Below are 25583 nucleotides of genomic sequence, written 5' to 3'. Positions count from 1 at the left end.
TTTAAATTGATTTTATTTTTAAAATGATTTATATATCCTGAAAATCAACATCTTCATTGGTAATTCTTACAATATATTCAATTCCGTCGATGGCTTTGGCAATAATCTGGTTTCTGATGATATTGGCCATATTTTCCCAATACGCCCTTCCGTAGAAAGAATAGTTCTGAGGGATAATTTCCACTTCAACGGTTCTTACAAAACCTTCTTTTGGTTTGTTGCTGATCATGGTGCCTCTTCTTACCCTTACTTCTCTTACCTCATCTTTCAGAATCATGCGGCAGTAATTTTTAACGTCTTCCAAAGAAATGATCTTATCTCTGGTTGTCAGTGCATATTTATAAGCCTGAATACTATCTGTTCCTTTCTGTTCCTCAGCTCCACCCAATGTTTCGGTAAGCAACACTACGGTCTGAGATTTCAACTGATTGGAAAGTTCAGTTCCGGGACGCATATGATTGGCAAGCGTACAGTGTGTTACCCAGAAAGCAGCATAGGTATGATCTGTTTTTTCTACCGGTTCCATGATCACATAATTCAGTTCCTGTCTGATATTTCTCTTGGCATTGTTTACTTTTTGTACCATGGATTTCATTTTATCAGACATTTCGCTGAGAACTCCTTTTACATTATCCCTGTTCAAAAGGGAAAATGCAGCAATTTCGTCCCTTGTCAGTTCCAGAACATTGGCAATCATATCAACGGCATTTCTGCTTGTGAAACGTTCCATTCCTCCTTTTCTTACTGTGTATAACCCTTTTTTAAGATCATCAGCCGGAGTGAAAGGGATTTCGGTGTACTTTCTTCCATCACCGTCCTGAACTTCGTCTACGTAAAGGAAGTGTTCCCCTTCATCTGTTACCAAAGGAATATTATTCCCCATGATATCCAGGCTGTACTCTGTTTTTTTCCAGCCTCTGTTGTATACCGGAAAAGCATTCAGAACAAAGGAAAAATTATCCAGGATTTCTGCTGAAAATTGTGGTGGAAACTCAAAAGTAAGCCATAGATATTGTTTACTATCAAGAAATTTTGTGATCTCTTCTTTTCCGGAAAGAAAATCAAGGTTCTGTGGAAGCTGTCCGGGTTCTGAAAACAGACTTTGAGAAATTCCTGTTACTTCAATAAATTTATGGCGATAGATACTTTTAATATCCTCAATCACCTTATTTCTGATGGACTGTTCTTTGAACATCTGCTCGTAACCATCATTTTGGTTTTCTGTAAGATAGCTTAATCCTTCTCTTACAAAAAGAGGGTTGCCATTACTTGTTACCGTAATGTATGGCAATAATTTGTATACGAAATCAAGGTGCTCAAAAGCCGTGTTGGAGCAGAATATACTCAGGTATTTTGGAAAGTTTTCACTTATATATTTGCTTACATCTACTCCAATGGTAATTTTTCTGTAATCTTCAGGTTTTCCCTGGAATCTTGCAATAGGAATTTTATTAAATCTGTCATCAATGCTGTAACACGTATTTCCTACAAACATGATGGAAGTGTGAACTTTATTGATTCTTACATTTCCTACAGGAGTAAAAGGAATGTTCAGCTGCTTGTCTGATTCTGATTTTACAGTGGAGGTCATCTGTTTACGGAAGAAAAATTCCGTGTGTTCCAATAAAATTTCGGAAGACTCATAAGGCTGTGTAAAAGCTACAGAATGAGCCGGAATAGGATGTGTATAGATGGACGGTGTAAGCAGTTTTGCCAGTTTTTCCAATATACGGGCATTCACCGTCTGTATTTCATTATTCGCTTTAAAAACTTCTGTACTGAATGCATCTATCAGCAGTTTTACAAAAGGATCTAAAGACTGTGGACTTTTCAATCCCCATACTTTAGTTGCATTTTGCAGCATTCTTGCTTTTACAGATTCTTTGGAATAAATATTCTGATCTAAATTCATAATTTTCTTTCGCTGTTAAAAATATCAATCAATAGACATCGGGCTTAGAAACAATTCTGTGGAAAAACTAAAACGCTCTCCTGTTTCTTCCATTTTTGCATTGATGGCAATTCTCACTTTCTTTTTAATTTCGGTGTGTTCTTTAGTATCATAGCTGTGCTCTACGAATTGTATGTGAGCATCAATCTGAGGGTTTACGATTCTTGGTTCATATTCCTGAATCTGTCTCCTTAAGCTTTTGATAAAAACGCTTTCCCAGATGGCACTTGTAACCCCATTATCGAATTCGAGATTCCAGACATCGTTTCCATAGTTTTCATCATATCTGTTTTCCCCTTTTTTGGTGGTGATCAGCAGCATAATATTGTGGGCAATACTTTCCCCCATATCGCAGGTATCGATACTTCCGCCTTCAGTCATTAAAGTAGACGGCACAAAAGGCATTCTGTAATTTGGTGTATCCATAACTTTTAGTTTTTACTTCATGGTATCCGTTTATTTAAAAACGGAATACCAAAATACACATTTTCGCCCAATAATAATGGTAATACTTTAAAATTTTATTCAAAATAAAGGGCCTTCAAACTGAATTGAAAGCCCTTAATCTGATCTATTTTTATTTTAAGTATTTGCTTTTTTTCTATTGATAAAATAGTATACCGGAAGTCCCAGCAACACCAAAACAAAGCCGGGCCATGTATACTGCTGTTTATAAATAAGCAATAGAATACAGAAACAAGTTCCGATTACAAGGTAAATAACAGGTGTTACCGGATAAAGCCATGTCTTATAAGGTCTTTCCAGTTCCGGCTGTTTCATTCTTAAATAGATAACTCCAAAAACCGTAATCATATAAAACAGAACGATCACGAAAGAAATCATATCCAATAAGTTTCCGTACTGTCCGCTTAAACATAAAATAGAGGCCCAGACTCCCTGCATCCAAAGTGCATTTTCAGGAACTTCATTTTTATTATTTTTTTCTGCAGATTTAAAGAACATTCCGTCTTTTGCCATGGTCTGAAAAACTCTTGCTCCTGCCAGAATCAATCCGTTATTACACCCAAATGTGGAGATCATAACCAGTAAAGCAATAATAATGGTTCCGGCACTTCCAAAAATATTCTGAGAGGCAGCAACTGCTACCCTGTCGTTGGCAGCAAATGCAATTCCGTCTCTGTCTAATGCATTTAAGTAGACGTAGTTTACTGCTATATAAAGGATCATTACGGCAGAAGTTCCGAAAATCATTGATTTTACTACATTTTTTTTAGGATTTTCAATCTCTCCTGAAACAAATGTTACACTTTCCCAGGCCACAGAACTGAAAACAGAACCTACCATTGCAGCAGCAATTCCGCCTAACAGAGTCATTCCTCCTATGGGTTCCCAGCCTTCTTTAAGGAAATTACCACTCAAATCTTTTTTAAGGTTATTGAAAGAATCTGTTCCCCAGCTGAAGTTTTCTGCTAAATGAGAAATGTCTACCAATATAAAACCGGCAGCTATCAAACCCAATAATGCAATAATTTTGGAACCTGTAAAAATATTCTGAAGAATTTTACCGCTTTCCACTCCTCTGGTGTTGATATAGGTAAGCAAAACAATGACGGCAATCGCCAGAATCTGTATCCATGTAATTTTAAATTCACCACTCTGGAAAATAGGTGCAGCATCATTTAATGAGGGAATCAGGTAGGCCGTAAATTTTCCAAAAGCCATTGCTACGGCAGCAATTGTTCCGGTTTGTATTACGGTAAACAATCCCCATCCGTAAAGGAATCCCATTCTTTTACCGAAGATCTCTTTCAGGTAAGTATATTGTCCTCCGGCTTTCGGAAACAGTGCAGACAGTTCTCCATAGCTTATGGCAGCAGCTACGGTCATCACTCCTGTAATTACCCATACGATAATCACCCAAAATCCTGATCCCAGGTTTCGCATCATATCAGCACTTACAATAAAGATCCCGCTTCCGATCATAGATCCCATCACAAGCATGATGGCATCCCATAGTTTCAGTTTTTTTTGCATAGTCAAGTATAGGGATCAAATATAATCAAATCTGCCTTTCATTTTCAATTTTGTTAAAAATTCATCAAAACACCTGTTTTTTATCATTTTTTATTCCTTTATGATTCAATTTTAATTAGTATTTTTGAGAAAAATATTAAACATGAAATTTAAAGTTTTATTATTTTCAGCCGCTTTAACAGGTTCTTCGCTAGCATTTGCCCAATCCGGACCTCCGGAAGGGAAAGCATTGGTAGGTGATACTTATGGCAGTCAGGTAACTTCATCAGCTGAATCCAAAGCGATCACCGTAGATAAATTGAATAAGCAGCTTAAAAAAGATAACAAAAAAGTTGAAAATGTATCTATTAAAGGAAAAGTGACTGACGTATGTGACAAAAAAGGCTGCTGGCTTACCATCCAGACCGAAGATAATTCTAAGTTTTTTGTAAAAATGAAAGATTATGCTTTCTTTGTACCTACAGCGTTAAAAGGAAAAAATGTAGTATTGGATGGGAATGCAGAAAGAAAAGTAATTTCTGTAAATGAGCAGAAACATTATGCAGAAGATGCTAAACAATCCCAGTCTGAAATTGATGCTATCACTGAACCAAAAGAGGAAATCAGATTTGTAGCGAATGGAATTAAAGTGGTTAACTAATCTTTAGAGGAATTCACATTCTAAAATTAAGTTTTGGCTAAAGCCGGTTGAATATTCATTAAATTAAATGGGCTAAAGCCCATTCCTATTGAATAACATTATAAATGAGTGGACAGCCATTTGAATTTTGGAAATTAGTTATAAAAAAATTTCGGCAGCCCTCAAGGGCTGCCGAAGCTTTTGTATGAGGAGATTATTTAAAATCTTTTAATCTTCAATTGTAAATTCTACCACAGAATCCAGTTTCGGATATTTAGTGGCAGAAATAAATTTCTTTCCGGTACAGTCTATTTCCAGCCAGCCTTTCTTTTGTTTTACATCTCCTGCTTCCATTACAAAAGGAATAAATGAGATCTCACTTTTCCCCTCTTCTTTGATCTCCCTGTACTGAACTGCAATATCCAGAATACATTCATGCTCTGTATTCAGCTTTACATTTCTGTAAATAATATCATAATGCGTTTCCTTGTTTTCAGGAATTTCAAGATAAGTTTCCCATCCTGTACTATCAGAGTTCAGTTCACTGATTGCTTTCAGTGCATAATAAAGAGCAATTGTATAATATTTTCTTGTTCCTGTTCTCGTATAATCATCTACAAAATGTCCGCCTTCAAATAAAATCGTTGGCATTCCTGATTTAATAAAGTTATCTCCGGTAGAAGTAGGATAAAATTCATCAGAATATCTTCCGATCTGGTTGGGAATCATTTCTTTTAAATGGTTGTAAACACTTCCGATTACTGCCATACATTTTTTTCTGTTTTCGGTAACGGTACGTTCTACATTTTCGGAAGGAGCTAAAAAGGAAAGTGTAGCAGGATGAATTCCATCAGTAGTAAATATGGTTCTCTGCTCATGAAGGTTTAAAGCGTAATCATATTTTTTGGAAGCAGCTGCTTTTTTCAGGAATTTAATCTCTTTACTTGCTTCATTATGAAAGTCTCTGTTCAGATCAATATCGGCTGCATTTAGCCTGGTCCATTTTTCAGATCCGTCCGGATTCAGCATGAAGATGAAATCAAGTGTTATCTTACTGAATAAGTCTTCTTTCATTTCGGGAGCCTTATCAAGGCTTACCAAAAGATCAAGCATAGCATGAGTGGCGTTGGATTCATTTCCGTGCATTTGTGACCATGCTAATACGTGAATGTTTCCGGTACCAATGCTTAACTGATAAATAGGTTTATCTAAATAGGATGTTCCGATCTCCCGAATATAATCGCTGAGATTGGTCTGTAGATAGGAAAATAATTTTTCAGGGGAAATATAGCGATTTGAGAAATCGGGGTTTTGAGAATAGATCTGTTCAAAATTCATTTTAGGAATAGTTTACAAAAATCAAATTTAGCCATTTTTAGCCAAAAACATAAATTAACATTTGTAAATACTATTAAAAACCACGAATTTACATTTGACAAATATTTTAATTGTGATTTACAAACTTTTATTATTTCCATTTTTAAACTTAATAAGTGAGTTAACACTTGTAACATTATCAAACAGTACATAATGACATTTTGTCTGTGGATAAAATTGTGGATTGCGAATAATTTAATAACTAACAAATAAGATGTTAAAATTCAGTACTTTATGAGATTTATGTAAATAGTAATTCTAACAATACTTGAAGTGCGGAAAATGCTGTTTAAAGGCATTTGAGTGTTATTTTATTAAACATTAAAATTGTGGAAAACCAGGTTGTTTAGTAATGTATACATATGTAAAATGAGTAAAAAACAAGATGCCCTTCAGAAAATTATTCAAATAACACTTTTTTTAAGAGCCTTAATCTTACAAAAAATTAGTTGCTTAATAGGAAGGCGTTTTCCTTTAAATTGAGCTTATTAGGGGCTTAAAATAGTGCATTTACATCGGTAATTTACAAAGCTGTCATCAAACATAATAAGTTCTATGTGTATTTTCATGAAGATTTTAATATAAACCTACTCTCTGGAGTAGGTTTAGCAGTTTAATAATGTAAATCGTATTTTTATAGAGATCTAACGGTCAAAATATCATGCAAAAAAGCATTAATTTACAATTTTAAACTAATATTTAAGTAAAATAATGATTCGTTACTCCATCAAAGATGGTTACAGAAATATCCTGAATAAGATTATCATATTAAATAAATACAATTGTAATTAAAGTATAATCTATTGATTTAAAAACAATTAAATTTAAGTTACAAATGTATACAGATAATATTTTCATTTATTTACATTTGTATTTTGCATTTGTAAATTATTAGAATTACATTTGTAAAATAATTAAAGACTTATTTTTATGAGTTTAAATGAAAGAATTTCCAAAATTATAGAGTATTCTCGTCTTACTCCTTCCGAGTTTGCGGATGAGATTGATGTGCAGCGTTCATCCATTTCACATATCACATCAGGAAGAAACAAACCTTCTCTTGAATTTATCATAAAAATAAAATCCCGTTTCCCTGAACTTCTATGGGACTGGCTGGTTACCGGTGAAGGTGAAATGTTGAAATCTCAACTGCCCGAATCAGAAATTAGCGAAGAGAATACTGAAGAAGAGAAAATAAAAACGACTCCACTACCCGATCTTTTTACCATGATGAAAGACGACGATGAATTTGGAAGTGATGAAACGGAAACGGAAGCTCCAAAATCAAGTCCCGGAGAATCGTTTATACCCGCCAAGGATAAAGCTCAGGAAAAAATATCGAATTCTCAGCGATTAGAAAATTCCGGCGATCATATATTAGGTCAACTATTTGGTAATCAGCAAAATAAAATAAAACGTATCGTTCTCTTCTACGAAAATGGAAAATTCGAAAGTTTTGAGCCTTAAAAAAAACCTGACCAAAGAAAATGATCAGGTTAAAAAATATTTGAAGAAGAAAACTAAAGCTATTGCTTTATTTTATTTTTAAAATTTACCTATAATAAAGTTGATTCGTGTACTGGAAAGGTTCTGCCATAAGACAGAAGCATAATAGTAAATGAGGATATAGTTATACGTTTTTTTATGACTCTATCAAATATAAATATTTAAAATAAAATCAGCAATAAAAATTAAATTATTTTAAGATATAATTAATTCATAAGATGATTACCCTGATTATTATTAATTGACCATACAATTCAGCCCCTTTAATTGCCATAAAAAAAGACCTGCAAAACTGCAGGTCTAATTAAATGTATTAAGAACAATATTATTATTTCTTTCTTCTTTCCAATTCTTTTTTGATCAGTCCAAGCTCTCTTCCGGTTTGTCCGGCTACAGAGGTATTTTCCTGAGCTCTTCTTGTTAAATAAGGGACAACATCCTTTACAGGTCCGTATGGAAGATATTTAGCCACATTATAGCCTTTATCTGACAGATAGAAAGTAATATTATCACTCATTCCGTAAAGCTGTCCGAAATATACATGAGGATTACCGCTTTCCAGAGATTTTGCTTTCATTTTATCCATAATCAGCTCAGAAGAGATTTCGTTATGAGTTCCAAAGAATGCTGAAACCTTATCCAAATGATCCATCACGAAATCGATTCCTGCATTATAATTTTTATCTGACGCTTCTTTGGTTGGCTGAATCGGATCTGCATATCCTTTTTCTGCTGCTCTGGCTCTTTCTTTTTCCATGTAAGCACCACGTACGATCTTGTAACCAATAAAGTAATTCTTCTCTCTTGCTCTCTGAAGATGAGCTTCCATATATTCCAGTCTTCCGGTTCTGTACATCTGGATGGTATTCCAGACGATAGGTTTCTGCTGGTTATATTTCTCCATCATCTCTTCACAAAGGTGGTCTGCTGCATCCTGCATCCAGGTTTCTTCAGCATCTACCATTACTTTTTTATCATGCTCATGGCAAAGACTGCATACTTCATCAAATCTTTTTACCACTCTTTCCCATTCTTCTTTCTGGCTGGTAGTAAGCTCAGCCCCTTTTCCAACAGCTTCATAAAGATCAATTCTTCCAAAAGCAGTAGGCTTAAACACAATAAAGGGAATCGCCGGATTTCCTACTGAGAATCTTACAATGTCCTTAATTTCTTTGCAAACTGCATCAAAAGTTTCTTCATCTTCTTTTCCTTCAATGGAATAATCAAAAATACTTCCAACTCCTCTTTTGAACAGCTGCTTCACCACTTTCATACTTTCTTCACGGGTTTCACCACCACAGAACTGTGCAAATAAGGTATTTTTTACAATTCCGGTAACGAAAGGGAAATTGTTGTGTACTGTGAAATTCAGAACAGATGTTCCAAGGCTGGTAAGAGCTGGCTGTTCAATCATTTTAAACATCCAGTAAGCCTTTCTCAATTGTGCATCAGACTTGTCTGCAAATGCAATTTTAGTATCATTAAAAATGGGCATTCCTATTTATTAAATTTAGTTATGCAAAGGTAATAATAACCTCAGTTTATTTAAAGATTTTTTTTACAATTTATGCTCTATTCCATTTAACAGCATGGCAATGATTCCGACAAAAACCCAGAACCTTAATACATTCAATGTGAGAAAGTTGCTTCTTCTTGAAGCTTTTAAAAGAAGATAAATACATACAATCATGACAAAAAGCCCTCCGGCAAAATAATAAGCCATGAACCCGGTGATGCCGGTTTTTGTAATAATCTTCATTGAAACTGCCATAGTAACTATCAATAAAGATGTCAGAATGATTTTTGTATTTCTGCTTTTAAAATAATTAGGAATAGTAGTATATCCGAAAGCTTTATCCACACTCCTGGTAAGAGTATCTTTCACAATATCAATACAGAGCAGGATAAGAAAGAGAAAGACAGCCATCAGGAAAACCTTTTTGGAAAAGGTTTCGTAGTACACCATCATTCCAAAGAACGGATACAAAGTAAGACTGACAAATGTAAGATTATTCAGGATCAATATTCTGCTCAGTTTATGACTGTAAAACCACATAAAGAACTGATAAACTACAAAAAAAGCAAATACATTATGAGAAATCATCCAGGCTACGCCTAAAGAAATAGCACTGAGCGCCAGATAGGCATAAAGAAAATATTTCTGTTTGATGAAGCTCTGAACCCGTGTTCTGAAAGGTTTTACTACATGATCTTTCTCCAGATCGTAAAATTGGTTGATAATACCGCCCGCCAGAATAGTAAGAACGGTACAAAAAATAATACCGTGTACTTTAAAATCGAAAACAAATTTTCTGAAAGATTCATCCTGATTGAACAGGAAAAAAGTAGAAACATAGAGAGCAAACGTCAGGAGAGCTGCTACAAAAAAACGTGCTCCGAGGAGAAAGCCCACAAATTGTGAAAATCTGTAAAATAGAGATTTTGATAAATAGTTTTTAGATTGGAAAGGTTCTTTTTCAGAATTCATTCCAATCTGTTTAAAATCTGTAAATCACTTCTTTTTGGAAGCCGTCAAGCATTTTTTCAGCTTTTGCATAATCTTTGGTAAATCCTAAGATATAGCCGCCTCCACCGCTACCACACAGTTTCAGATAATAAGCATTGGAATCCAGCCCTTTTTTCCAGATATTAAAGATGCTTTCAGGGATCATAGGACGGAAATGTTCATAAGCCCAGTGAGAAAGCTTCTTAAGATTTCTGAAGAATGGATTCATGTCCTTTTTAAGGAAAGATTCGATACATGCGTTGTTGTAACGGATGAACTCCTCTTTCAGGGTTTTTCGGAAACCTTCTGTTTTCATTTTTTCAAAGAAAATCTGAATCATAGGTCCTGTTTCGCCGGTCATTCCGGAATCAATCAGGAAAATAGCTCCTTTTCCTTCTTCTCCTTCCGGAATATTTACCCTGTCTAAATTTTCTTTATTTTCGATAAGAATTGGCAGATTCATATAACAGATCAATGGATCCATCCCTGAACTTTTTCCATGGAAATAGCTTTCCATTTCACCAAAAACAGCTTTTAATTTTTTAAGATTATCTTTTGAAATGTTTTCAGGATTCAGCTTACTGATTGAATATTTTTCAAAAATAGCAGCGACTAAGGCTCCTGAACTTCCCACTCCATATCCCTGAGGAATATTGGAATCAAAGAAAAGTCCGTTTGAAATATCTTTTTTAAAGCTATCAATATCCAGCTTAAAGTTATCGGAAAGATCAAGTGCTGTAAGAAATTCAGAATACTTCTGCAGATGTCTGTTGGAGTTAAGTTCAAAATCAGAACTCAAATCTGAAAATTTCAAAGTTCCTTTATAGAAGCTGTAAGGTACAACAAGCCCCTGGGAATCTTCAATCATTCCGTATTCTCCAAACAGGATTATTTTTGCATAAAATAAAGGGTTGGTCATATTGACAATAAATCTTTTTGCAAAGTTAAAAATTATTCCTCTGAATATAAGCAAAACTCAGGCCGAATTTTTTCTATATAAAGATACGAAAAAAGCCTGATAAAATCAGGCTTTTGCAAAGATTCGTCCTATAATTACTGTTTGATCAGCTTTTTATTGATGGTTTGTTTTTCTGTTTCCACGGTGATAACATAGTTTCCTGTCTGAATTGAGGAAAGATTTATTTCCTGTTTATTTCCTTTAAGAGAAGAATCAGAAATGATCAACCTCCCTGCTTCATCATAAATCTTATATCCTCTTAATCTTTCTTTTGAAGACACCGTTATCATATTTTTGGCAGGATTCGGATAAATGTCTATTGAATTATTTGGGTGATTGATATCTTCTACGGCTAAAACGCTGCAAGAGAAATTTACATTCCATCCATTTCCTGTAACGCCTCCATCTGAAACAAATTTTACTGTTATTGCTCCTGAAGGATCTGTAGATGTGAACGGACCTGGTATAGTATTTCCACTCAAATTATTTCCATTGGCAAACAATGGTGAAGCCGTAGAAGCCCCATTATACACATACATATAATCATAGCCTTGTTCAAGATCGAATGCAGTAAACGTCATTGTTAAAGAGGAACCAGACGCTGGATAGAATGTTTTTACTAATTCTTCATTATCTCCATATTGACCTGCTGAGCCTCCTGTGTCCAAGAATTGAACTCCGTCACACCATGCTCCATCAGTTAAAAACAATTTTGATAGCTGGAATGCATTAGGGCCGCTGCAATTTGTGCCTGCATTTAGTCTGTAATAAGTGGCAGGCTGAAGGTTTGTAAAATTAAAAGAAGGTGTATTGGTACTTCCGGAAGATACGAGCGCTCCGTTACTTGTAGTTAATTTATATTTCCATGATGATGAACTTACGTCTGTAAAATTTGCATTTGCAGAGTTCTGTGTGATATTGGTAATTGTAAAATTGGTAATTGATGCAGGGCATGATGCTATGCAATTGGTACCAAGACATCCTTTTGAATCCACGGTATTTCTGATCAATGTTCCAGGCTGCACACCAAAGCCATTTGCGAAATTAATTCCTACGCTGCTTACCAGATGGCAGTAACTCATAATGGTACCACCACCTGCCGGAGGAAGAGCTGCGGTACATCCTTCATTATTTCCTGAAGCTGGTCCACAGCCATCAATAGCTGTATTATTTCCGTTCCAGAAACAGGCGTGAGTATGTGGTGAACCTAAATTATGCCCGAGTTCATGGGTCATAGCTTCTATATTCCATGAGTAAGTGGGGACATTTTGATAATTAAAATTCGTACCGCAATAAGAATATCTGTAATCGGTACATAATGAATTTACATATGCGATACTTGTTGTGGCAGGATTTCTTAATAATTGTGCCAAATCACCATTAAAAGTGGTTCTGGTGGTTCTAAACTGGTTCAGAATTGTGCCGGGTGATCCTGTATAAGGATCGGTGGTAGTCCAGACAAAAACTTCACTTAATGCTACATTAACATTCTCATTGGCATAAAGTGTTGAAACATTATTATGCATAGCGGTAACCCAATTGGTGGTAGTGGTAGTGTTACTCCCATTTTGGGTATAAGGACCATAACCTGCTTCATAGTAGATCCTTACGCAATTATCTGTTTTTTTGTTAGTATTACCCGGTGTAAAGACAGGTCTCTGAACCTGATTTTCTTTCAGCCCGTCTACATCACAGGCAAACGGATTAGATCCTGTTAACTTAGAATCTGAATAGCTTACAAAATCTTCAGAATTTTTAGCTTTTCCTACCACTATATTTCCTGATTCAGGGGTGGAAGCAACTCCAACAATGTCGTTATTGAAAAAGCTAAAGGCTGCGATAGAAGCATTATCTCCTTTTACTATTCCCTGATAATAAACTCCAGGCGTATATTCTACGGTTGTTCCTTTATCTGTAATTACTTTAAAATCGCTGGTTAAGATCTGATGTCTGTACATTTCAACAATGATCTGTCTCCCGTCATCAAAAGGAAAAGAAATTTCAATAAAATCAGGTTTATCTTTGATTAATCTTTTTAATTCTGCAGATTTTAAAGACATTACAGTGATGTCTGTTGCTGCTTTTTTGTATTCGGCTGTTTTATCTGCAGATTTATTCGTTTCAAATAGGTCATACGTTTTAAATTCTGATTTTCGATTATGAAATTCTAAAACTTTTTGAGCGACCGGTTTTAAATTCTGAGAAAAACTCAGCACAAAACACTGCAAAAAACAAATTAATAGAAAATTTTTCATGATTTTGATAATTTTATCATTTTTACAAATAAACAAAAAAAATCAACACATAGTGAAAAAAACCGCTATATTCTAATATTTATACTAATTATATAACGAAATTCAATTAAAAAGCTTAATAAATGTTTTTTATTCTTTAAAATAAAAAAAGACGTTAAAAATAACGTCTTTCAATTTTATAATGTTTCTCTGTCTTTTCTCATTTTAACCTTCAGGAATCTGATTAAAATCAATCCTGCGGCAAAGAATATGGTCATAGACAATGCTGCAATACGCATATTATTGAAATGCTCGATCAATGTTGCAAAGATAAATGTTCCGATAATAATGGCAATTTTCTCCAATACATCATAGAAACTGAAGTAAGTAGTATTCTCCATTGAGTTCTCCGGAAGTAATTTTGAATAAGTAGATCTGGACATTGCCTGAAGACCCCCCATTACCAAACCTACTACTGCAGCCACTCCATAAAACTGGTATTCAACGGTCGGGTTTTCTTTATTCAGGAAATAAGCCCAAAGACAAGCCACAATCCAAAGGATGATCGCAATTGAAATAACATTTTTATTACCAATTCTCTTGGATAATCTTGAGAAAATAACTGCTCCGATGATCGCTTCGATCTGAATCACCAAAAGGGTTCCTATCAGTTTATCCTGGGCAAGATTGATCTCACTCTTTCCGAATAAAGTTGCCATAAGGAAAATTGTCTGCATTCCTACACTGTAAAAGAAGAAACTTGACAGGAAGAATTTCAGGTTTTTATCTTTAAAAAGCTCTCCTCCTACTTTAAAGAGTTCGTGAAAACTTTCTTTTGCAATATCTTTATAGAAGCTCAGATTATCTTTAAATACCTCAAAAAAGCCACCCTGTTCTTCATGTCTTTTGAAGATATTCTTATAGTTCAAAAGCACTAAATCTTTAGGAAGTTTATCTTTCACATCTCCAAACTGAGGAAGGTGCTTGAATGTATATTGAGAAAAACCGAACCACCACGCTCCTGTTAACAGGAAACTGATTCTTGTAAACAGTAACTGCTGAGCTGCCCCTTTGGCAAAAACCTGAATCAATACCAAACAGATTACCACTAAAACTACAGAACCGATATATCCATAAACATACCCTCTTGCAGAAAGAGCATCCTGTCTGTCCGGTGTGGCAATATCCGGAAGGAAAGAGTTGTAAAACACCAAACTTCCCCAGAAACCGACACTGGCTGTAATACTGAATAAAAGCCCCAGAAATACGTTATGCATTCCTGTAAACATGGCTAATCCCATACAAGATGTTGCCCCAAGATAACAGAAAAACTGCAGGAAAGACTTTTTATTTCCAATGGTATCTGCTAATGAAGATAAAAATGGAGACAGTAATACTACAACAAAGAATGATATGGTAAGGGAATATCCATACACTGCATCCGGCTGATATTCTTCTCCGAAAATTCTGATCATATGCCTTACCGGAACATCAATCCATGTTTTGGTTTCTGCCACATATTCTTTTTTCTCGTAAGCAGTGGTAAGGATAGAGTAATAAATAGGAAAAATAGTAGAGGTAATAACCAGGGAATAAACAGAATTTGCCCAGTCATATACAGCCCAGGCTTTCATAATTTTCGGATTATTCTTTATGTTTTTAGGCTGTCGATTCTCAGTTTCAGACATTTCAAATATATATTAGTAGCACAAAAATAGAAAAACTACGGAATATTCTACGGTTTTTAATATTATTTTGAAAATAATAATTGTAAGGCATTGAAATCAATCATCAAAGTTTTAATATAATTTATACTTTCTCAGATTAGAGTATATGTGTTGTAAGGTTTGAAACTTTCTCATTCATATCAGTAAATCAGCTGATCGGATATACAATCGAAAGGTTCAAATAATGCATAGTAATGTAGGACTGTCAGATAATTTTATCCTATTCTGTAACTAAAAATCGGGGTTCAAAGACCCCGATTTTTATATCTTAAACCACAAAATATGGTTATATCCTTATCAATTATAAGTTTTCAATTACGATAGCAGAAGCTCCACCGCCTCCGTTGCAGATTGCTGCTGCACCATATTTACCATTGTTTTGCTTCAATACATTGATCAATGTAACAATGATTCTAGAACCTGAACTTCCCAGTGGGTGTCCTAATGCTACAGCACCTCCGTTTACGTTTACTTTAGCAGCATCTAATCCTAAGATCTTGTTGTTTGCCAGACCTACCACTGAGAAAGCTTCGTTGAATTCAAAGAAATCAATATCCGAAACTTCTAATCCTGCTTTTTTAAGAGCGATAGGTAATGCTTTTGCCGGAGCAGTTGTAAAGTTTTCCGGCTCATGCGCTGCGTCAGCATAAGATACGATTTTTGCAAGAGGCTTCAATCCAAGTTCTTCCATTTTTTCTTTGGAAACAAGAATCAGTGCAGAAGCACCGTCGTTCAGAGTAGATGCATTTGCTGCTGTTACAGTACCTTCTTCTTTTTTGAATACGGTAGGAAGCGTTGAAATTCTGTCGAAGTTTACTGCTTTATATTCTTCATCTTCAGCAAAAATTACAGGCTCTCCTTTTCTCTGAGGAATAGAAACCGGTACAATTTCTTCGTTGAATTTACCTTCGCTCCAAGCTTTTGCTGATCTTTTGTAAGATTCTACTGCGAAGTTATCCTGATCTTCTCTTGTAATATTATAGTCTGCGGCGCATTTTTCTGCGCATACTCCCATATGTACTTTGTTGTATACGTCTGTAAGACCGTCAAGTACCATTCCGTCGAGCATTTTGATATCACCTAATTTTGTAGCTACTCTTGCATTGTAATAATGAGGAACTAAAGACATATTCTCCATACCTCCTGCAACAATTACATCAGCATCACCAGCTTTGATCGCCTGAGCCGCCATTGTTACAGCTTTCATTCCTGAAGCACAAACTTTATTTACGGTAGTAGATGGTGTATTGATTGAAAGACCTGCTCCTAAAGCCACCTGACGAGCCGGCGCCTGGCCTTCTCCTGCCTGAAGAACATTTCCCATATAGATTTCCTGAACAGTATTAGGATCTAAACCGATTTTATCTAATGCACCTTTTACGGCAGTTGCTCCCAGTTTTGTAGCCGGAACTGTTGATAAGCTTCCCATAAAACTCCCCATAGGTGTTCTTACTGCGGAAACAATGAATACTTCTTTCATGTATATAATTTTTATTTAGCTAAAACGGAATAAAGATTCCATTTTTATAGTTAGAATTTATTTCACTTTTATGTATACCAGATCGAATTGAGTCCCCTCAATTTTGGAATTCACTTTCAGAAGATTATCCTGAGTGGCTACTATTTTATTATTGAAGACATCCCCTATCTGTGCTGGGTCATTTTTATCGGATTTCTCTATCACAATTGCTTTATAATTGCAGTCATCCACAAAAACCAATGTCGATTTAATATAATCTTTTCCATTATTGAAATATTCGGTTTGAACATTATCTTTAATGGTCATATACCATATTGCTTCCGGATATTTAGGTCTTAAAAACTTCCCTTCTTTTATGTTAGTACATTTAGGAGGATTATCCGGTTTTTTCTGTTCTGTTGACTGGGCATACGTCTGTGCGGCCGTCATCAACAAAATTCCTGCTGAAAATATTTTTAAGAAGTTCATATTTATATTTGTGTTCTATTATTTACTTTTTTACTTCCACCTGCAAAAACCATCAGAAAAGCCCCTAAAAACTCTACAGCCCAACCCCATTTCAATGTAACAATTCCGGCAAAAGTCTCCTGCCAGGATTTGAAGGGCAAAAAGCTAAAGTATTGCAGCGATTGCATTTTCACAGCAACCAGGGTAAATCCGAATAAAAGAATAAGCAGAATACCAAAAAATCTAACGATTTTAGCACTGTTATTTACAATTCCAAAAACTGCACAAGCGGAAAAGATCCAGCAGGTAATAGCCAGATAATGATCAAGCTTCCAATAGTTCCAGCTCCCTATTACAGGCACGTGTACCAGGGGTAAAAAGCTGCCTGCAATTACTAACAGTAATCCTAATAACTGAATATTTTTCATATTTACTAAAGTGCCAAAATACAAAAAAAAACACACTTTTAAAGAGTGTGTTTTAAAAATACAATTTCACTACACAAACGCTCATTAGTCATAAAAAAAGATCACTATTGTTATTCATTAGATAAAGAAATAATTTATTTATTACAGAATTAAAAATCACCGCTTACAATTTCAATACCGATATGAATCCATATTTTTCTTCAGCAAAGCTTTAATTATATACAAGGATATGAAAATAAAAAAATTGCATTTTTGAAAAAAAATGCAATTTAATATCTTAATAAATTATAAGTTTCAATTAGTGTTTCACTGATGAAACATCTTCCGGGTTATGTTTATGCTTAAACAGTACGGCAAAGAACACCGCCAGTATTAACGCATATATTGCAAAAGAAAGCCATATCTGCTGCCAGTCTTTTACCATCACCACAGAGGAAAGAGTTCCATCTGTATTCACTGCTGCGTTGAAGCTTTTCTTTAAAATGTTCAGGAAAGTAGGATTATCAGGGGTTGTCTGAAGATAAGCAGAAAGATCTGAAGCTGTAGAAAACTTGTGGGTAAAGAACTTATCAATAGCCCATCCAGCGGCATAACTTCCGAAAACCGCTCCAAAACCGTTAGTCATCATCATGAATAATCCCTGAGCTGAAGAACGTATCTTTTTATCGGTAGTCGTTTCCACGAAAAGGGATCCTGAGATATTAAAGAAATCGAAAGCCATTCCGTACACAATACATGAAAGAATGATCAGTGAAAGTCCAAACCCGTCCGGTACCCCATAAGCAAAGAATCCGAATCTTAATACCCAGGCCAGCATCGATATCAACATTACTTTCTTAATTCCGAATTTCTTCAGAAAGAAAGGAATTGCCAAAATAAACAGGGTTTCTGAAACCTGTGAGATGGACATAATAATGGTAGATCTTTTTACTACAAATGAGTCTGCATATTTAGGAAAATGGGCAAATTCACTTAAAAATACGTCTCCATATGCATTGGTAAGTTGAAGTGCAGCTCCCAAAAGCATTGAAAACATAAAGAATAATGCCATTTTGTAGCTTCCAAAAAGCTTAAATGCATTCAAGCCTAACTGCTCGGATAATGGTGAGTTTTTGTCAATCAGTTTTTGTGGTGGACATTTAGGAAGAGTAAGGGCATAAATTCCTAAGAAAATTGCTACAACACCTCCGATATAAAACTGACCTTCTGTTTCTTTATTCCCGCTAAGGTTTGTGATCCACATGGCAACAATAAAACCAATAGTTCCCCATACACGAATCGGTGGAAAGTCTTTCACCACATCCAGATTGTTATTTTTCAGGATTGTATAAGAAATTGAATTAGCAAGTGCAATGGTAGGCATATAGAAGCACATGGCCATAAGCATTACTGAAAAGAAGGAATTCGGGTCTGCAGAATGAGGTAAAATAAAAAGAATAACCCCATAAAGAATGTGTAATACTGAAAATATGCGCTCCGCATTTACCCAGCGGTCAGCAATAATTCCGGTAATGGTTGGCATAAAGATAGAAGCAATTCCCATTGTTCCGAACACAGCTCCAAACTGAGTTCCATCCCAATGTTTTGTGCCAAACCAGAAGTTTGCCATCGTAATCAGCCAAGCTCCCCAAACGAAAAACTGGAGAAAACTGAGGATGGTCAGTCGTAATTTTAAATTCATAGTTTATATAAAAAGTATCTCTTTAATCAATTTTCTTTTTCCTCCTCTTGATTTCTTCCTGGATTTCAAGGGCGGTATCATAGTCTTCTTCTTTAACAGCTTCGTCTAATAATTTCTGAAGCTCTTCCATAGAAATAGATTTTAAGTTATCTTCTGTCTGTACTGTTTCTGAGAATGATTGCTCTTCTTTTGAAACATCTTCCAGTTCCAATAAAATTCCGGCTTCATTTAAAACCTGCTGAGTTGTAAATATTGGCGCGTCAAATCTTACGGCCATGGCAACAGCATCAGAAGTTCTGGCATCAAGGATCAGTTCTTCTTCGGTTACTTTATTTTTAAAGTTGATATTGGAGAAGAAAACTCCGTCTACAATCTGATAGATAATGACAGAAATAAGCTCATAATTGGCAGAAACTATAAATTTTGTAAATAAATCATGAGTAAGAGGACGCGGTGGATGAATATCTTTTTCCAAACCGAGAGAGATAGACTGGGCTTCGAAATTTCCTATAACAACAGGTAATTTTATGTGTGTTTCTTCATGTTCCAATAACAATGCATAAGCCCCCGACTGGGTCTGGCTGTACGATATTCCGCGAATAATTAGCTGCTTATAATCCATAGCTACAAATATAGATTAATTTTTTATTGTGTTTTCACTTTTTTACGCAAAAATAAAAGCCCGGAAAGCCGAGCTTTTATCTGTATAGTTGATGATTGTCAAACGTCAATAGTGAATTTTGCTTCGCAAGTGAATTATTTAATTAAAAATTGACGAGCAAAGCGAATTGACTATTCACAATTCACTTTCTTATCCTTTTATTGCTTTAATTTTCTCTGTTAGTGCAGGAATAATCTGGAAAGCATCTCCTACTACTCCGTAGTCAGCAGACTTGAAGAACGGCGCTTCAGGATCACTGTTGATTACTACGATAGTTTTTGAAGAGTTCACTCCGGCAAGGTGCTGAATCGCTCCTGAAATCCCTACAGCAATGTAAAGATTCGGAGAAATAGCTTTTCCTGTTTGTCCTACGTGTTCTGTGTGAGGCCTCCATCCGATATCAGAAACGGGCTTAGAACATGCTGTAGCTGCTCCTAAAACATTTGCCAGATCTTCGATCATTCCCCAGTTTTCAGGTCCTTTCATTCCTCTACCTGCAGAAACAACAACTTCAGCTTCTTTAAGGTCTAATTTACCTGAGCTCTGCTCGTGAGAAATCACTTTAGTATCTTCATTAGCTACCGATAAATTTCTTACTTCTTCAGAACCTGATACTGCATTTTCTTTAACACCGAAAGCGTTTTGAGAAACAGTAACGATTACTCCGTTCCCTTCCGCTTTTGCATGCATGAAACCTTTTCCGGAGAATGCTCTTCTTTTTACTTGGAAAGGAGAAAGGCTTTCAGGAGCTTCCAATGCGTTAGTAATTAAAGAATAGTTCTTCATTACTGCAAGCATAGGAGCAATGGAAGAAGCATCAGTAGTGTGAGGGAAAACGATGATATTTCCGTCTGCTACTTCACTTACAGCCTGTGCAAATGCTTTTGCTGAGAAATTTTTAAGACCTTCGTCTTTGATATTGATTACGTTTGATGCTCCATATTTGTATAATAAATCTGAAGAATCTGTTGGGTTTACAGAGATTGCCGTAACGGTATCTCCTGCTTTATCAGCGATAGCTTTAGCATAAGAAACTGCTTCGAAAGCTGCTTTTTTGTAAACTCCGTTTATATTTTCTGCGTATACGAATACTGCCATTTCTAATTTGTTTAAGGTTTAACGTTCAGGATTCAAGATTATCTAATTCTGAATAGTAATGAAATTCAGATCATGTCTGATGACATCAAATTTTATCCTGAATCTTTTTACTTTTTACTTGATTCTTATTAAATTACTTTAGCTTCTTCGTGAAGTAATCTTACCAATTCATCAAGATTATCCGGAGAAACCATTTTCACAGCTGCTCTTGGCGGAACGCTGTCATAAGATACTCCCTGAACTTTTACTTCTGAAGAAGAAGGCTCTACCACCTGCAAAGGTTTTGTTCTTGCAGACATAATTCCTCTCATATTCGGGATGATAAGATCTTTCTCATCTACCAATCCTTTCTGGCCTGCAATAACTGCCGGTAATTTTACTGAAATAGTTTCTTTTCCTCCTTCAATTTCTCTTACTGCTGTAGCTTCACTTACGTTTACGTCTAATCCTACTGAAGCATTTACGAAAGGCTGGTTTAATAACTGAGCTACCATTCCCGGAACAGAACCTCCGTTATAATCGATAGATTCTTTTCCGCAAAGGATAAGATCATATCCTCCGTTTTGAGCCACAGCTGCAATTTCTTTTGCTGTAGAATAGCTGTCTTTCGGATCAAGATTTACTCTTACCGCATCGTTAGCACCAATTGCCAAAGCTTTTCTGATTACAGGCTCTGTAGCAGCATCACCTACGTTGATTACTGTTACTGTTGCTCCCTGAGATTCCTGAAGTTTAACCGCCTTTGTCAACGCAAATTCGTCTAGAGGGTTGATTACCCACTGAATTCCGTTTTTGTCGAAAGCAGATTTATCTGCTGTAAAGTTAATTTTGGAAGTAGTATCCGGAACACTACTAATGCAAACTAATATTTTCATATGTTGTTCTTAATTTTTTTTATTGGTCATATGTAACCTTAGGGTTTCACGTGTACTATTTTATTTTCCTTTTAATGCATAAAATAATGACAATTTATGCAGAGATTTTGTTTGAATTAATTTTTGCTAATATAAATAAAAAATATATTATGCATGCATAATACTTATTAAATTATTATTCAATACATTAGATGTAGTTACTTAGCTGGTTTCGTTGCCCTAAACTCTATTTTACTTGGTAAAACTCTTGGATTCATCTTCAAAATATCCAGTACAAGATTCCCCATATCTTCAGGCTGAATCTTCCAACTGTCCTTTTCAGACGGAATATTTCCATTAAAATGGGTGGCCACAGATCCCGGCATGATCACTGTAGATTTAATATTGTATTTTCTTAAATCGATCATGGCAGCCTGTGTGAAACCTACCACTCCGAATTTGGAAGCATTGTATCCTGTTCCGTTTTCAAAGAAATTAGCGCCTGCAAGGCTGGAAATGGTAATATAATAACCTTCTGTCTTTTTTAACTCTTCCACTGAGGCTTTTAAAGTATAGAAAACACCTGTAAGATTGGTTTCTATCATATCATTCCATTCTTCTGCCGTAAGTTCATCTACAGGCTTAAAAATCCCCAATCCTGCATTGGCAATGATATAATCCAGTCTTCCGAATTTTTCAACGGCATATTTTACAGCTTCCTGTTCACTTTCCAGACTTCTTACATCAGAAACAATTCCCAATACATTCCCTGAATATTGCTTAAGTTCTTCTTCCGCCTTTATTACATCATCTCTTTTTCTTCCTGAAAATGCCACAGCAATACCGTTTTCAAGTAAAATTTTTGCAATCCCGAAACCTATTCCTTTGGTTCCTCCAGTTATATAAGCTGTTTTTTGATCTGACATATGATTGAAATTTTAATTCTCTAAAATAACAAAAACGCTCCAATTGGAGCGCTTCGCTGATCCTAAGATTTATCAGTAATTATTTTTTGATAAACTTCTCTGTAAAGTTTCTTCCTTCTGTTTCTACATTCAGCAAATAAGCTCCGGCAGCCAGTCTGCTAACATTTACCTGATCTCCGTTGAATGTTGCATCCACTCTCTTTCCAGACATATCATATACTTCAACATGTTTGATTTTGTTTGGAGTTGTGATTTTTACAATATCAGTAGCCGGATTCGGATAGATAGACAGTTTTATGTCATTTTTCACTGCGTTTTTTACAGACAATGCAGCTTCACTATTAATTTTGATATTATCGACATAAGCTGATCCTAATGAATTATTATGTACGAAACGAAGCTGGTTTATATTCAAGGAATTTGCTGCTGATCCTGTATAGATCAGTATGTTATTAAGGTAATACCGCACATCTGTGGCACTTCCAACTACTTTCAAGCGATACCAGGTATTTGGCAGCCAGGCTGAAGGTGTAGAAATAAGATTCTGTATACCAGATAACATATCGAGGACCTTTATCCATCCGGTCTTTCCAAAATCCAATCTTACAACAAACTCCTCATCAGTATTGTTTACTCCCTGAAAACCAAAATCTGAACCATTGAGCTGTGACATATTGATATCGAATGATACAGAAAAATTATTGTAGGCCAAAGGGGTTGAAAGGTTATAAAATCCACCTATAACAGGATCATTCTGAGTTCCATACGTATTTTCTTTCACGATTCTCAGGGAACGGTTTCCATCACTGGCTTTATCTGAATTGATGGTCTGATGGGTTACATTTTCCGGCACACCTCCCGTAGGAGTACTGATCCAGCCTGCCTGCCCGTTAATATCTCCAACGCTGAATCCCTCAATAGGTTCAAAGGATATGGTCTGTTGGGCAAAAACGCATAACGATGATAGCAAAAATGCAATTTGGTAGTATTTTTTCATATTAAATTAAGTTTTGTATTAAAAATATAAACTTTCAATGAATAGTGAAATAACTTATTGCAAATAAAAATTAACCCTTTTATTTTCAGTGAATTTAATTTTCAAAACCTTGAAAAAGGTTTGCCGGCATTTGATAAAAGAGCAAAAAAACAAGGTATTTCTTTGCAGAAACACCTTGCGATATCGTATTTTCGATTAATTATTTTGAATAATTCTCAAAGAACAATGGAATACTTTCAATCCCTTTATAGAAATTGAACAGCCCATAATGTTCATTTGGAGAGTGGATGGCATCAGAATCCAAGCCAAAGCCCATCAATACAGACTTAGCTCCTAAAACCTGCTCAAACATGGCTGTAATCGGAATACTTCCTCCTCCTCTGTACGGAAGAACTTCTTTTCCAAATGCAGCTTCCATTGCCTGTTTTGCAGCAGCAAATTCTTTTGTATTGGTTGGTAAAACGTAAGGCATTCCTCCGTGGTGAGGTGTTACTTTTACTTTTACCGTATCCGGAGCGATCTTTTCGAAATATTTCGTGAATTTCTCTGTGATTTCCTGTGGAGTCTGGTAAGGAACCAAACGCATTGAAATTTTAGCAAAAGCTTTTGAAGGAATTACTGTTTTAGCGCCTTCTCCTGTATATCCTCCCCAGATTCCGTTGCAGTCTAAAGTAGGACGGATAGATGTTCTTTCTAAAGTAGTATAACCTTTTTCACCTTCGATATTGCTTAATCCGATTGATTTTTTAAATTCTTCCGGATTGTCCTTCAGTTTATTCATTTCAGCTCTCTCAGCATCTGAAACCGTTTCAACATTGTCGTAGAACCCATCAATGGTGATATGACCGTTTTCATCGATCAGATTAGCAATCATTCTGGAAAGAACATGAATAGGATTCGGAACAGCTCCGCCATAAAGGCCTGAGTGTAAGTCTCTGTTTGGCCCTTCCACTTCTACTTCTACATAGCTTAAACCTCTTAAACCTGTTGTTACAGTTGGTTGTTCGTTGCTGTAGATATGTGTATCGGAAATTAAGATACAGTCACACGCTAATTTTTCTTTATTTTCATTTACCCAGTCGCCTAAGCTTACAGAACCTACTTCTTCTTCTCCTTCTAAGATAAATTTAACATTGCAAGGAAGAGCATTGGTCTTCATCATGGCTTCAAAGGCTTTCAAATGCATGAAGAACTGTCCTTTGTCATCAGCAGAACCTCTGGCAAAAATGGCTCCTTCAGGATGTAATTCAGTTTTCTCAATATAAGGCTCGAATGGCGGCTTTGTCCATAATTCCAACGGATCTGCCGGCTGAACGTCATAGTGCCCATATACCAATACTGTAGGTAAGCTTTTATCTAAAATTTTCTCCCCGAAAACAATTGGATACCCTTTTGTCTGGCACACTTCCACATTATCAGCTCCAGCATTTTTAAGGTGTGCTGCCACTACCTCTGCACATTTCAAAACGTCATCTTTATACGCCGGATCTGCAGAAATAGAAGGGATTCTCAATAACTCAAATAATTCATCCACGAAACGCTGTTTGTTTTCGTTGATGTAACTTAATGTCTCTTGCATTGTAAAAATTTATTTTGTTAAAATTAAAAAAAATGCCCGGCAGGGACAAACAAAAAGAAAGGATTTTCCCAATCTTGTACTAATGAACCTTATAGCCTTCTTTTTAATAAAAAATGCCCTGCAGAAACAGGGCAATTATATATTTTGTACTTCTAATTAGTGTTCAGCTTTTGGAGCTTTATCAGCTTCAGCAGGTTTTACTGCAGCAGTACTGTCTGTTTTTGGAGCAGCAGCTTCTGGTTTTGCATGAGCCTCTTCTTTGTGCTCTGCAGCTCCGGCTTCATGTCCGTGAGCTTCTCCCTGAGGAGCGTCAGAATATCTTTCTACTCCTTCTTCAAGTTTCAAAGTAGCTTTGTTTCCTCCTTGCGGAACTTTTTTACAGCTTACCGCTACCGTTGCAATCGCTAAACATATAACTAATTTTTTCATATGTAAAATTATTTTTTTTAAAAGGTAATATGAAACCGTGCTATTTTCAATCTATTCTGACCGTCCAAACAGCAAGCGATTACATGCTTCAATTTTTGATTGCCCAAAAGTAAGAAATCCTGCTTTTTTC

The 25583-nt window shown here is 35.7% G+C and carries 22 protein-coding genes; 2 read left to right on the top strand and 20 right to left on the bottom strand.

The annotated features are described in order from the left end of the window. Nucleotides 1–28: 28 nt before the first annotated feature. From BW946_RS02145 to BW946_RS02135, 3 genes are all read right to left on the bottom strand, one after another. A complete protein-coding gene (locus BW946_RS02145; protein ID WP_076594604.1) occupies nucleotides 29–1912 on the bottom strand; it encodes a type VI secretion system baseplate subunit TssF in 1884 nt (627 codons plus the stop codon). A gap of 24 nt (nucleotides 1913–1936) precedes the next feature. After that, nucleotides 1937–2377 carry a GPW/gp25 family protein gene (locus BW946_RS02140; RefSeq protein ID WP_002979175.1) on the bottom strand — a complete coding sequence of 147 codons (441 nt, stop codon included), beginning with the start codon at nucleotides 2375–2377 and terminating at the stop codon, nucleotides 1937–1939. Nucleotides 2378–2533: 156 nt separating this feature from the next. Next, complete coding sequence (locus BW946_RS02135; protein ID WP_076594603.1) at nucleotides 2534–3946, bottom strand: APC family permease; 1413 nt, start codon at nucleotides 3944–3946, stop codon at nucleotides 2534–2536. A 142-nt stretch (nucleotides 3947–4088) separates the two neighbouring features. Between BW946_RS02135 and BW946_RS02130 the strand changes: the two genes are divergently transcribed. After that, nucleotides 4089–4586 (top strand): DUF4920 domain-containing protein, encoded by a 498-nt coding sequence (locus BW946_RS02130; protein WP_076594602.1) that lies wholly within the window; start codon nucleotides 4089–4091, stop codon nucleotides 4584–4586. Nucleotides 4587–4793: 207 nt separating this feature from the next. Here the strand turns inward: BW946_RS02130 and BW946_RS02125 are convergent, their stop codons facing one another. Then, complete coding sequence (locus BW946_RS02125; RefSeq protein ID WP_076594601.1) at nucleotides 4794–5903, bottom strand: M14 family zinc carboxypeptidase; 1110 nt, start codon at nucleotides 5901–5903, stop codon at nucleotides 4794–4796. 969 nt (nucleotides 5904–6872) lie between these two features. On the opposite strand from BW946_RS02125, the gene BW946_RS02115 reads away from it, so the two are divergent. After that, entirely contained in the window at nucleotides 6873–7409 is a 537-nt protein-coding gene (locus BW946_RS02115) for a helix-turn-helix transcriptional regulator (RefSeq protein WP_076594599.1), read from the top strand. 367 nt (nucleotides 7410–7776) lie between these two features. On the opposite strand, the gene BW946_RS02110 is transcribed toward BW946_RS02115, so the two are convergent. From BW946_RS02110 to BW946_RS02035, 16 genes are all read right to left on the bottom strand, one after another. Then, on the bottom strand, nucleotides 7777–8943 hold the full coding sequence (locus BW946_RS02110) for a proline dehydrogenase family protein (protein ID WP_076594598.1): 1167 nt from the start codon (nucleotides 8941–8943) through the stop codon (nucleotides 7777–7779). Nucleotides 8944–9006: 63 nt separating this feature from the next. Then, nucleotides 9007–9936 (bottom strand): UbiA family prenyltransferase, encoded by a 930-nt coding sequence (locus BW946_RS02105; RefSeq protein WP_076594597.1) that lies wholly within the window; start codon nucleotides 9934–9936, stop codon nucleotides 9007–9009. A 10-nt stretch (nucleotides 9937–9946) separates the two neighbouring features. Next, entirely contained in the window at nucleotides 9947–10873 is a 927-nt protein-coding gene (locus BW946_RS02100) for a mevalonate kinase family protein (protein WP_076594596.1), read from the bottom strand. Nucleotides 10874–11007: 134 nt separating this feature from the next. Next, nucleotides 11008–13167, bottom strand: a complete 2160-nt coding sequence (locus BW946_RS02095; RefSeq protein ID WP_228402417.1) for a M12 family metallo-peptidase — start codon at nucleotides 13165–13167, stop codon at nucleotides 11008–11010. 176 nt (nucleotides 13168–13343) lie between these two features. After that, the gene (locus tag BW946_RS02090; protein WP_076594595.1) at nucleotides 13344–14834 is read right to left on the bottom strand and encodes an MFS transporter; all 1491 of its coding nucleotides are present in this window, start codon (nucleotides 14832–14834) and stop codon (nucleotides 13344–13346) included. A gap of 340 nt (nucleotides 14835–15174) precedes the next feature. Beyond that, nucleotides 15175–16353, bottom strand: a complete 1179-nt coding sequence (locus tag BW946_RS02085; RefSeq protein ID WP_076594594.1) for an acetyl-CoA C-acyltransferase — start codon at nucleotides 16351–16353, stop codon at nucleotides 15175–15177. A gap of 57 nt (nucleotides 16354–16410) precedes the next feature. After that, nucleotides 16411–16821 carry a hypothetical protein gene (locus BW946_RS02080; RefSeq protein ID WP_136522307.1) on the bottom strand — a complete coding sequence of 137 codons (411 nt, stop codon included), beginning with the start codon at nucleotides 16819–16821 and terminating at the stop codon, nucleotides 16411–16413. Nucleotides 16822–16823: 2 nt separating this feature from the next. Next, entirely contained in the window at nucleotides 16824–17228 is a 405-nt protein-coding gene (locus BW946_RS02075) for a hypothetical protein (protein WP_076594592.1), read from the bottom strand. A gap of 298 nt (nucleotides 17229–17526) precedes the next feature. Then, the gene (locus tag BW946_RS02070; protein ID WP_076594591.1) at nucleotides 17527–18909 is read right to left on the bottom strand and encodes a nucleoside permease; all 1383 of its coding nucleotides are present in this window, start codon (nucleotides 18907–18909) and stop codon (nucleotides 17527–17529) included. Nucleotides 18910–18931: 22 nt separating this feature from the next. Then, on the bottom strand, nucleotides 18932–19531 hold the full coding sequence (locus BW946_RS02065) for a bifunctional nuclease family protein (RefSeq protein WP_076594590.1): 600 nt from the start codon (nucleotides 19529–19531) through the stop codon (nucleotides 18932–18934). A gap of 189 nt (nucleotides 19532–19720) precedes the next feature. Further along, entirely contained in the window at nucleotides 19721–20668 is a 948-nt protein-coding gene (locus tag BW946_RS02060; protein WP_076594589.1) for an electron transfer flavoprotein subunit alpha/FixB family protein, read from the bottom strand. A gap of 128 nt (nucleotides 20669–20796) precedes the next feature. Next, complete coding sequence (locus BW946_RS02055; RefSeq protein WP_076594588.1) at nucleotides 20797–21543, bottom strand: electron transfer flavoprotein subunit beta/FixA family protein; 747 nt, start codon at nucleotides 21541–21543, stop codon at nucleotides 20797–20799. 197 nt (nucleotides 21544–21740) lie between these two features. Next, entirely contained in the window at nucleotides 21741–22448 is a 708-nt protein-coding gene (locus BW946_RS02050) for an SDR family oxidoreductase (protein WP_076594587.1), read from the bottom strand. A gap of 79 nt (nucleotides 22449–22527) precedes the next feature. After that, entirely contained in the window at nucleotides 22528–23445 is a 918-nt protein-coding gene (locus BW946_RS02045) for a T9SS type A sorting domain-containing protein (protein ID WP_076594586.1), read from the bottom strand. 199 nt (nucleotides 23446–23644) lie between these two features. Then, nucleotides 23645–25024 (bottom strand): dipeptidase, encoded by a 1380-nt coding sequence (locus BW946_RS02040; RefSeq protein WP_076594585.1) that lies wholly within the window; start codon nucleotides 25022–25024, stop codon nucleotides 23645–23647. Nucleotides 25025–25180: 156 nt separating this feature from the next. Beyond that, on the bottom strand, nucleotides 25181–25453 hold the full coding sequence (locus BW946_RS02035) for a hypothetical protein (RefSeq protein ID WP_076594584.1): 273 nt from the start codon (nucleotides 25451–25453) through the stop codon (nucleotides 25181–25183). Nucleotides 25454–25583 lie beyond the last annotated feature (130 nt).

The sequence above is a fragment of the Chryseobacterium sp. RU33C genome, assembly GCF_900156015.1.
GTDB classification, from domain to species: Bacteria; Bacteroidota; Bacteroidia; order Flavobacteriales; family Weeksellaceae; genus Chryseobacterium; species Chryseobacterium candidae.
Note: the sequence above shows the minus strand (reverse complement) of the source record. Positions and strands in the feature narration are given on the sequence as shown.

Coding starts and splice junctions, on each gene's coding strand:
- BW946_RS02085 (WP_076594594.1), bottom strand. CDS start 16,353: ATGAAAGAAGTATTCATTGTTTCCGCAGTAAGAACACCTATGGGGAGT.
- BW946_RS02095 (WP_228402417.1), bottom strand. CDS start 13,167: ATGAAAAATTTTCTATTAATTTGTTTTTTGCAGTGTTTTGTGCTGAGT.
- BW946_RS02045 (WP_076594586.1), bottom strand. CDS start 23,445: ATGAAAAAATACTACCAAATTGCATTTTTGCTATCATCGTTATGCGTT.
- BW946_RS02125 (WP_076594601.1), bottom strand. CDS start 5,903: ATGAATTTTGAACAGATCTATTCTCAAAACCCCGATTTCTCAAATCGC.
- BW946_RS02110 (WP_076594598.1), bottom strand. CDS start 8,943: ATGCCCATTTTTAATGATACTAAAATTGCATTTGCAGACAAGTCTGAT.
- BW946_RS02060 (WP_076594589.1), bottom strand. CDS start 20,668: ATGGCAGTATTCGTATACGCAGAAAATATAAACGGAGTTTACAAAAAA.
- BW946_RS02075 (WP_076594592.1), bottom strand. CDS start 17,228: ATGAAAAATATTCAGTTATTAGGATTACTGTTAGTAATTGCAGGCAGC.
- BW946_RS02070 (WP_076594591.1), bottom strand. CDS start 18,909: ATGAATTTAAAATTACGACTGACCATCCTCAGTTTTCTCCAGTTTTTC.
- BW946_RS02055 (WP_076594588.1), bottom strand. CDS start 21,543: ATGAAAATATTAGTTTGCATTAGTAGTGTTCCGGATACTACTTCCAAA.
- BW946_RS02115 (WP_076594599.1), top strand. CDS start 6,873: ATGAGTTTAAATGAAAGAATTTCCAAAATTATAGAGTATTCTCGTCTT.
- BW946_RS02100 (WP_076594596.1), bottom strand. CDS start 10,873: ATGACCAACCCTTTATTTTATGCAAAAATAATCCTGTTTGGAGAATAC.
- BW946_RS02040 (WP_076594585.1), bottom strand. CDS start 25,024: ATGCAAGAGACATTAAGTTACATCAACGAAAACAAACAGCGTTTCGTG.
- BW946_RS02050 (WP_076594587.1), bottom strand. CDS start 22,448: ATGTCAGATCAAAAAACAGCTTATATAACTGGAGGAACCAAAGGAATA.
- BW946_RS02065 (WP_076594590.1), bottom strand. CDS start 19,531: ATGGATTATAAGCAGCTAATTATTCGCGGAATATCGTACAGCCAGACC.
- BW946_RS02145 (WP_076594604.1), bottom strand. CDS start 1,912: ATGAATTTAGATCAGAATATTTATTCCAAAGAATCTGTAAAAGCAAGA.
- BW946_RS02130 (WP_076594602.1), top strand. CDS start 4,089: ATGAAATTTAAAGTTTTATTATTTTCAGCCGCTTTAACAGGTTCTTCG.
- BW946_RS02140 (WP_002979175.1), bottom strand. CDS start 2,377: ATGGATACACCAAATTACAGAATGCCTTTTGTGCCGTCTACTTTAATG.
- BW946_RS02135 (WP_076594603.1), bottom strand. CDS start 3,946: ATGCAAAAAAAACTGAAACTATGGGATGCCATCATGCTTGTGATGGGA.
- BW946_RS02090 (WP_076594595.1), bottom strand. CDS start 14,834: ATGTCTGAAACTGAGAATCGACAGCCTAAAAACATAAAGAATAATCCG.
- BW946_RS02080 (WP_136522307.1), bottom strand. CDS start 16,821: ATGAACTTCTTAAAAATATTTTCAGCAGGAATTTTGTTGATGACGGCC.
- BW946_RS02105 (WP_076594597.1), bottom strand. CDS start 9,936: ATGAATTCTGAAAAAGAACCTTTCCAATCTAAAAACTATTTATCAAAA.
- BW946_RS02035 (WP_076594584.1), bottom strand. CDS start 25,453: ATGAAAAAATTAGTTATATGTTTAGCGATTGCAACGGTAGCGGTAAGC.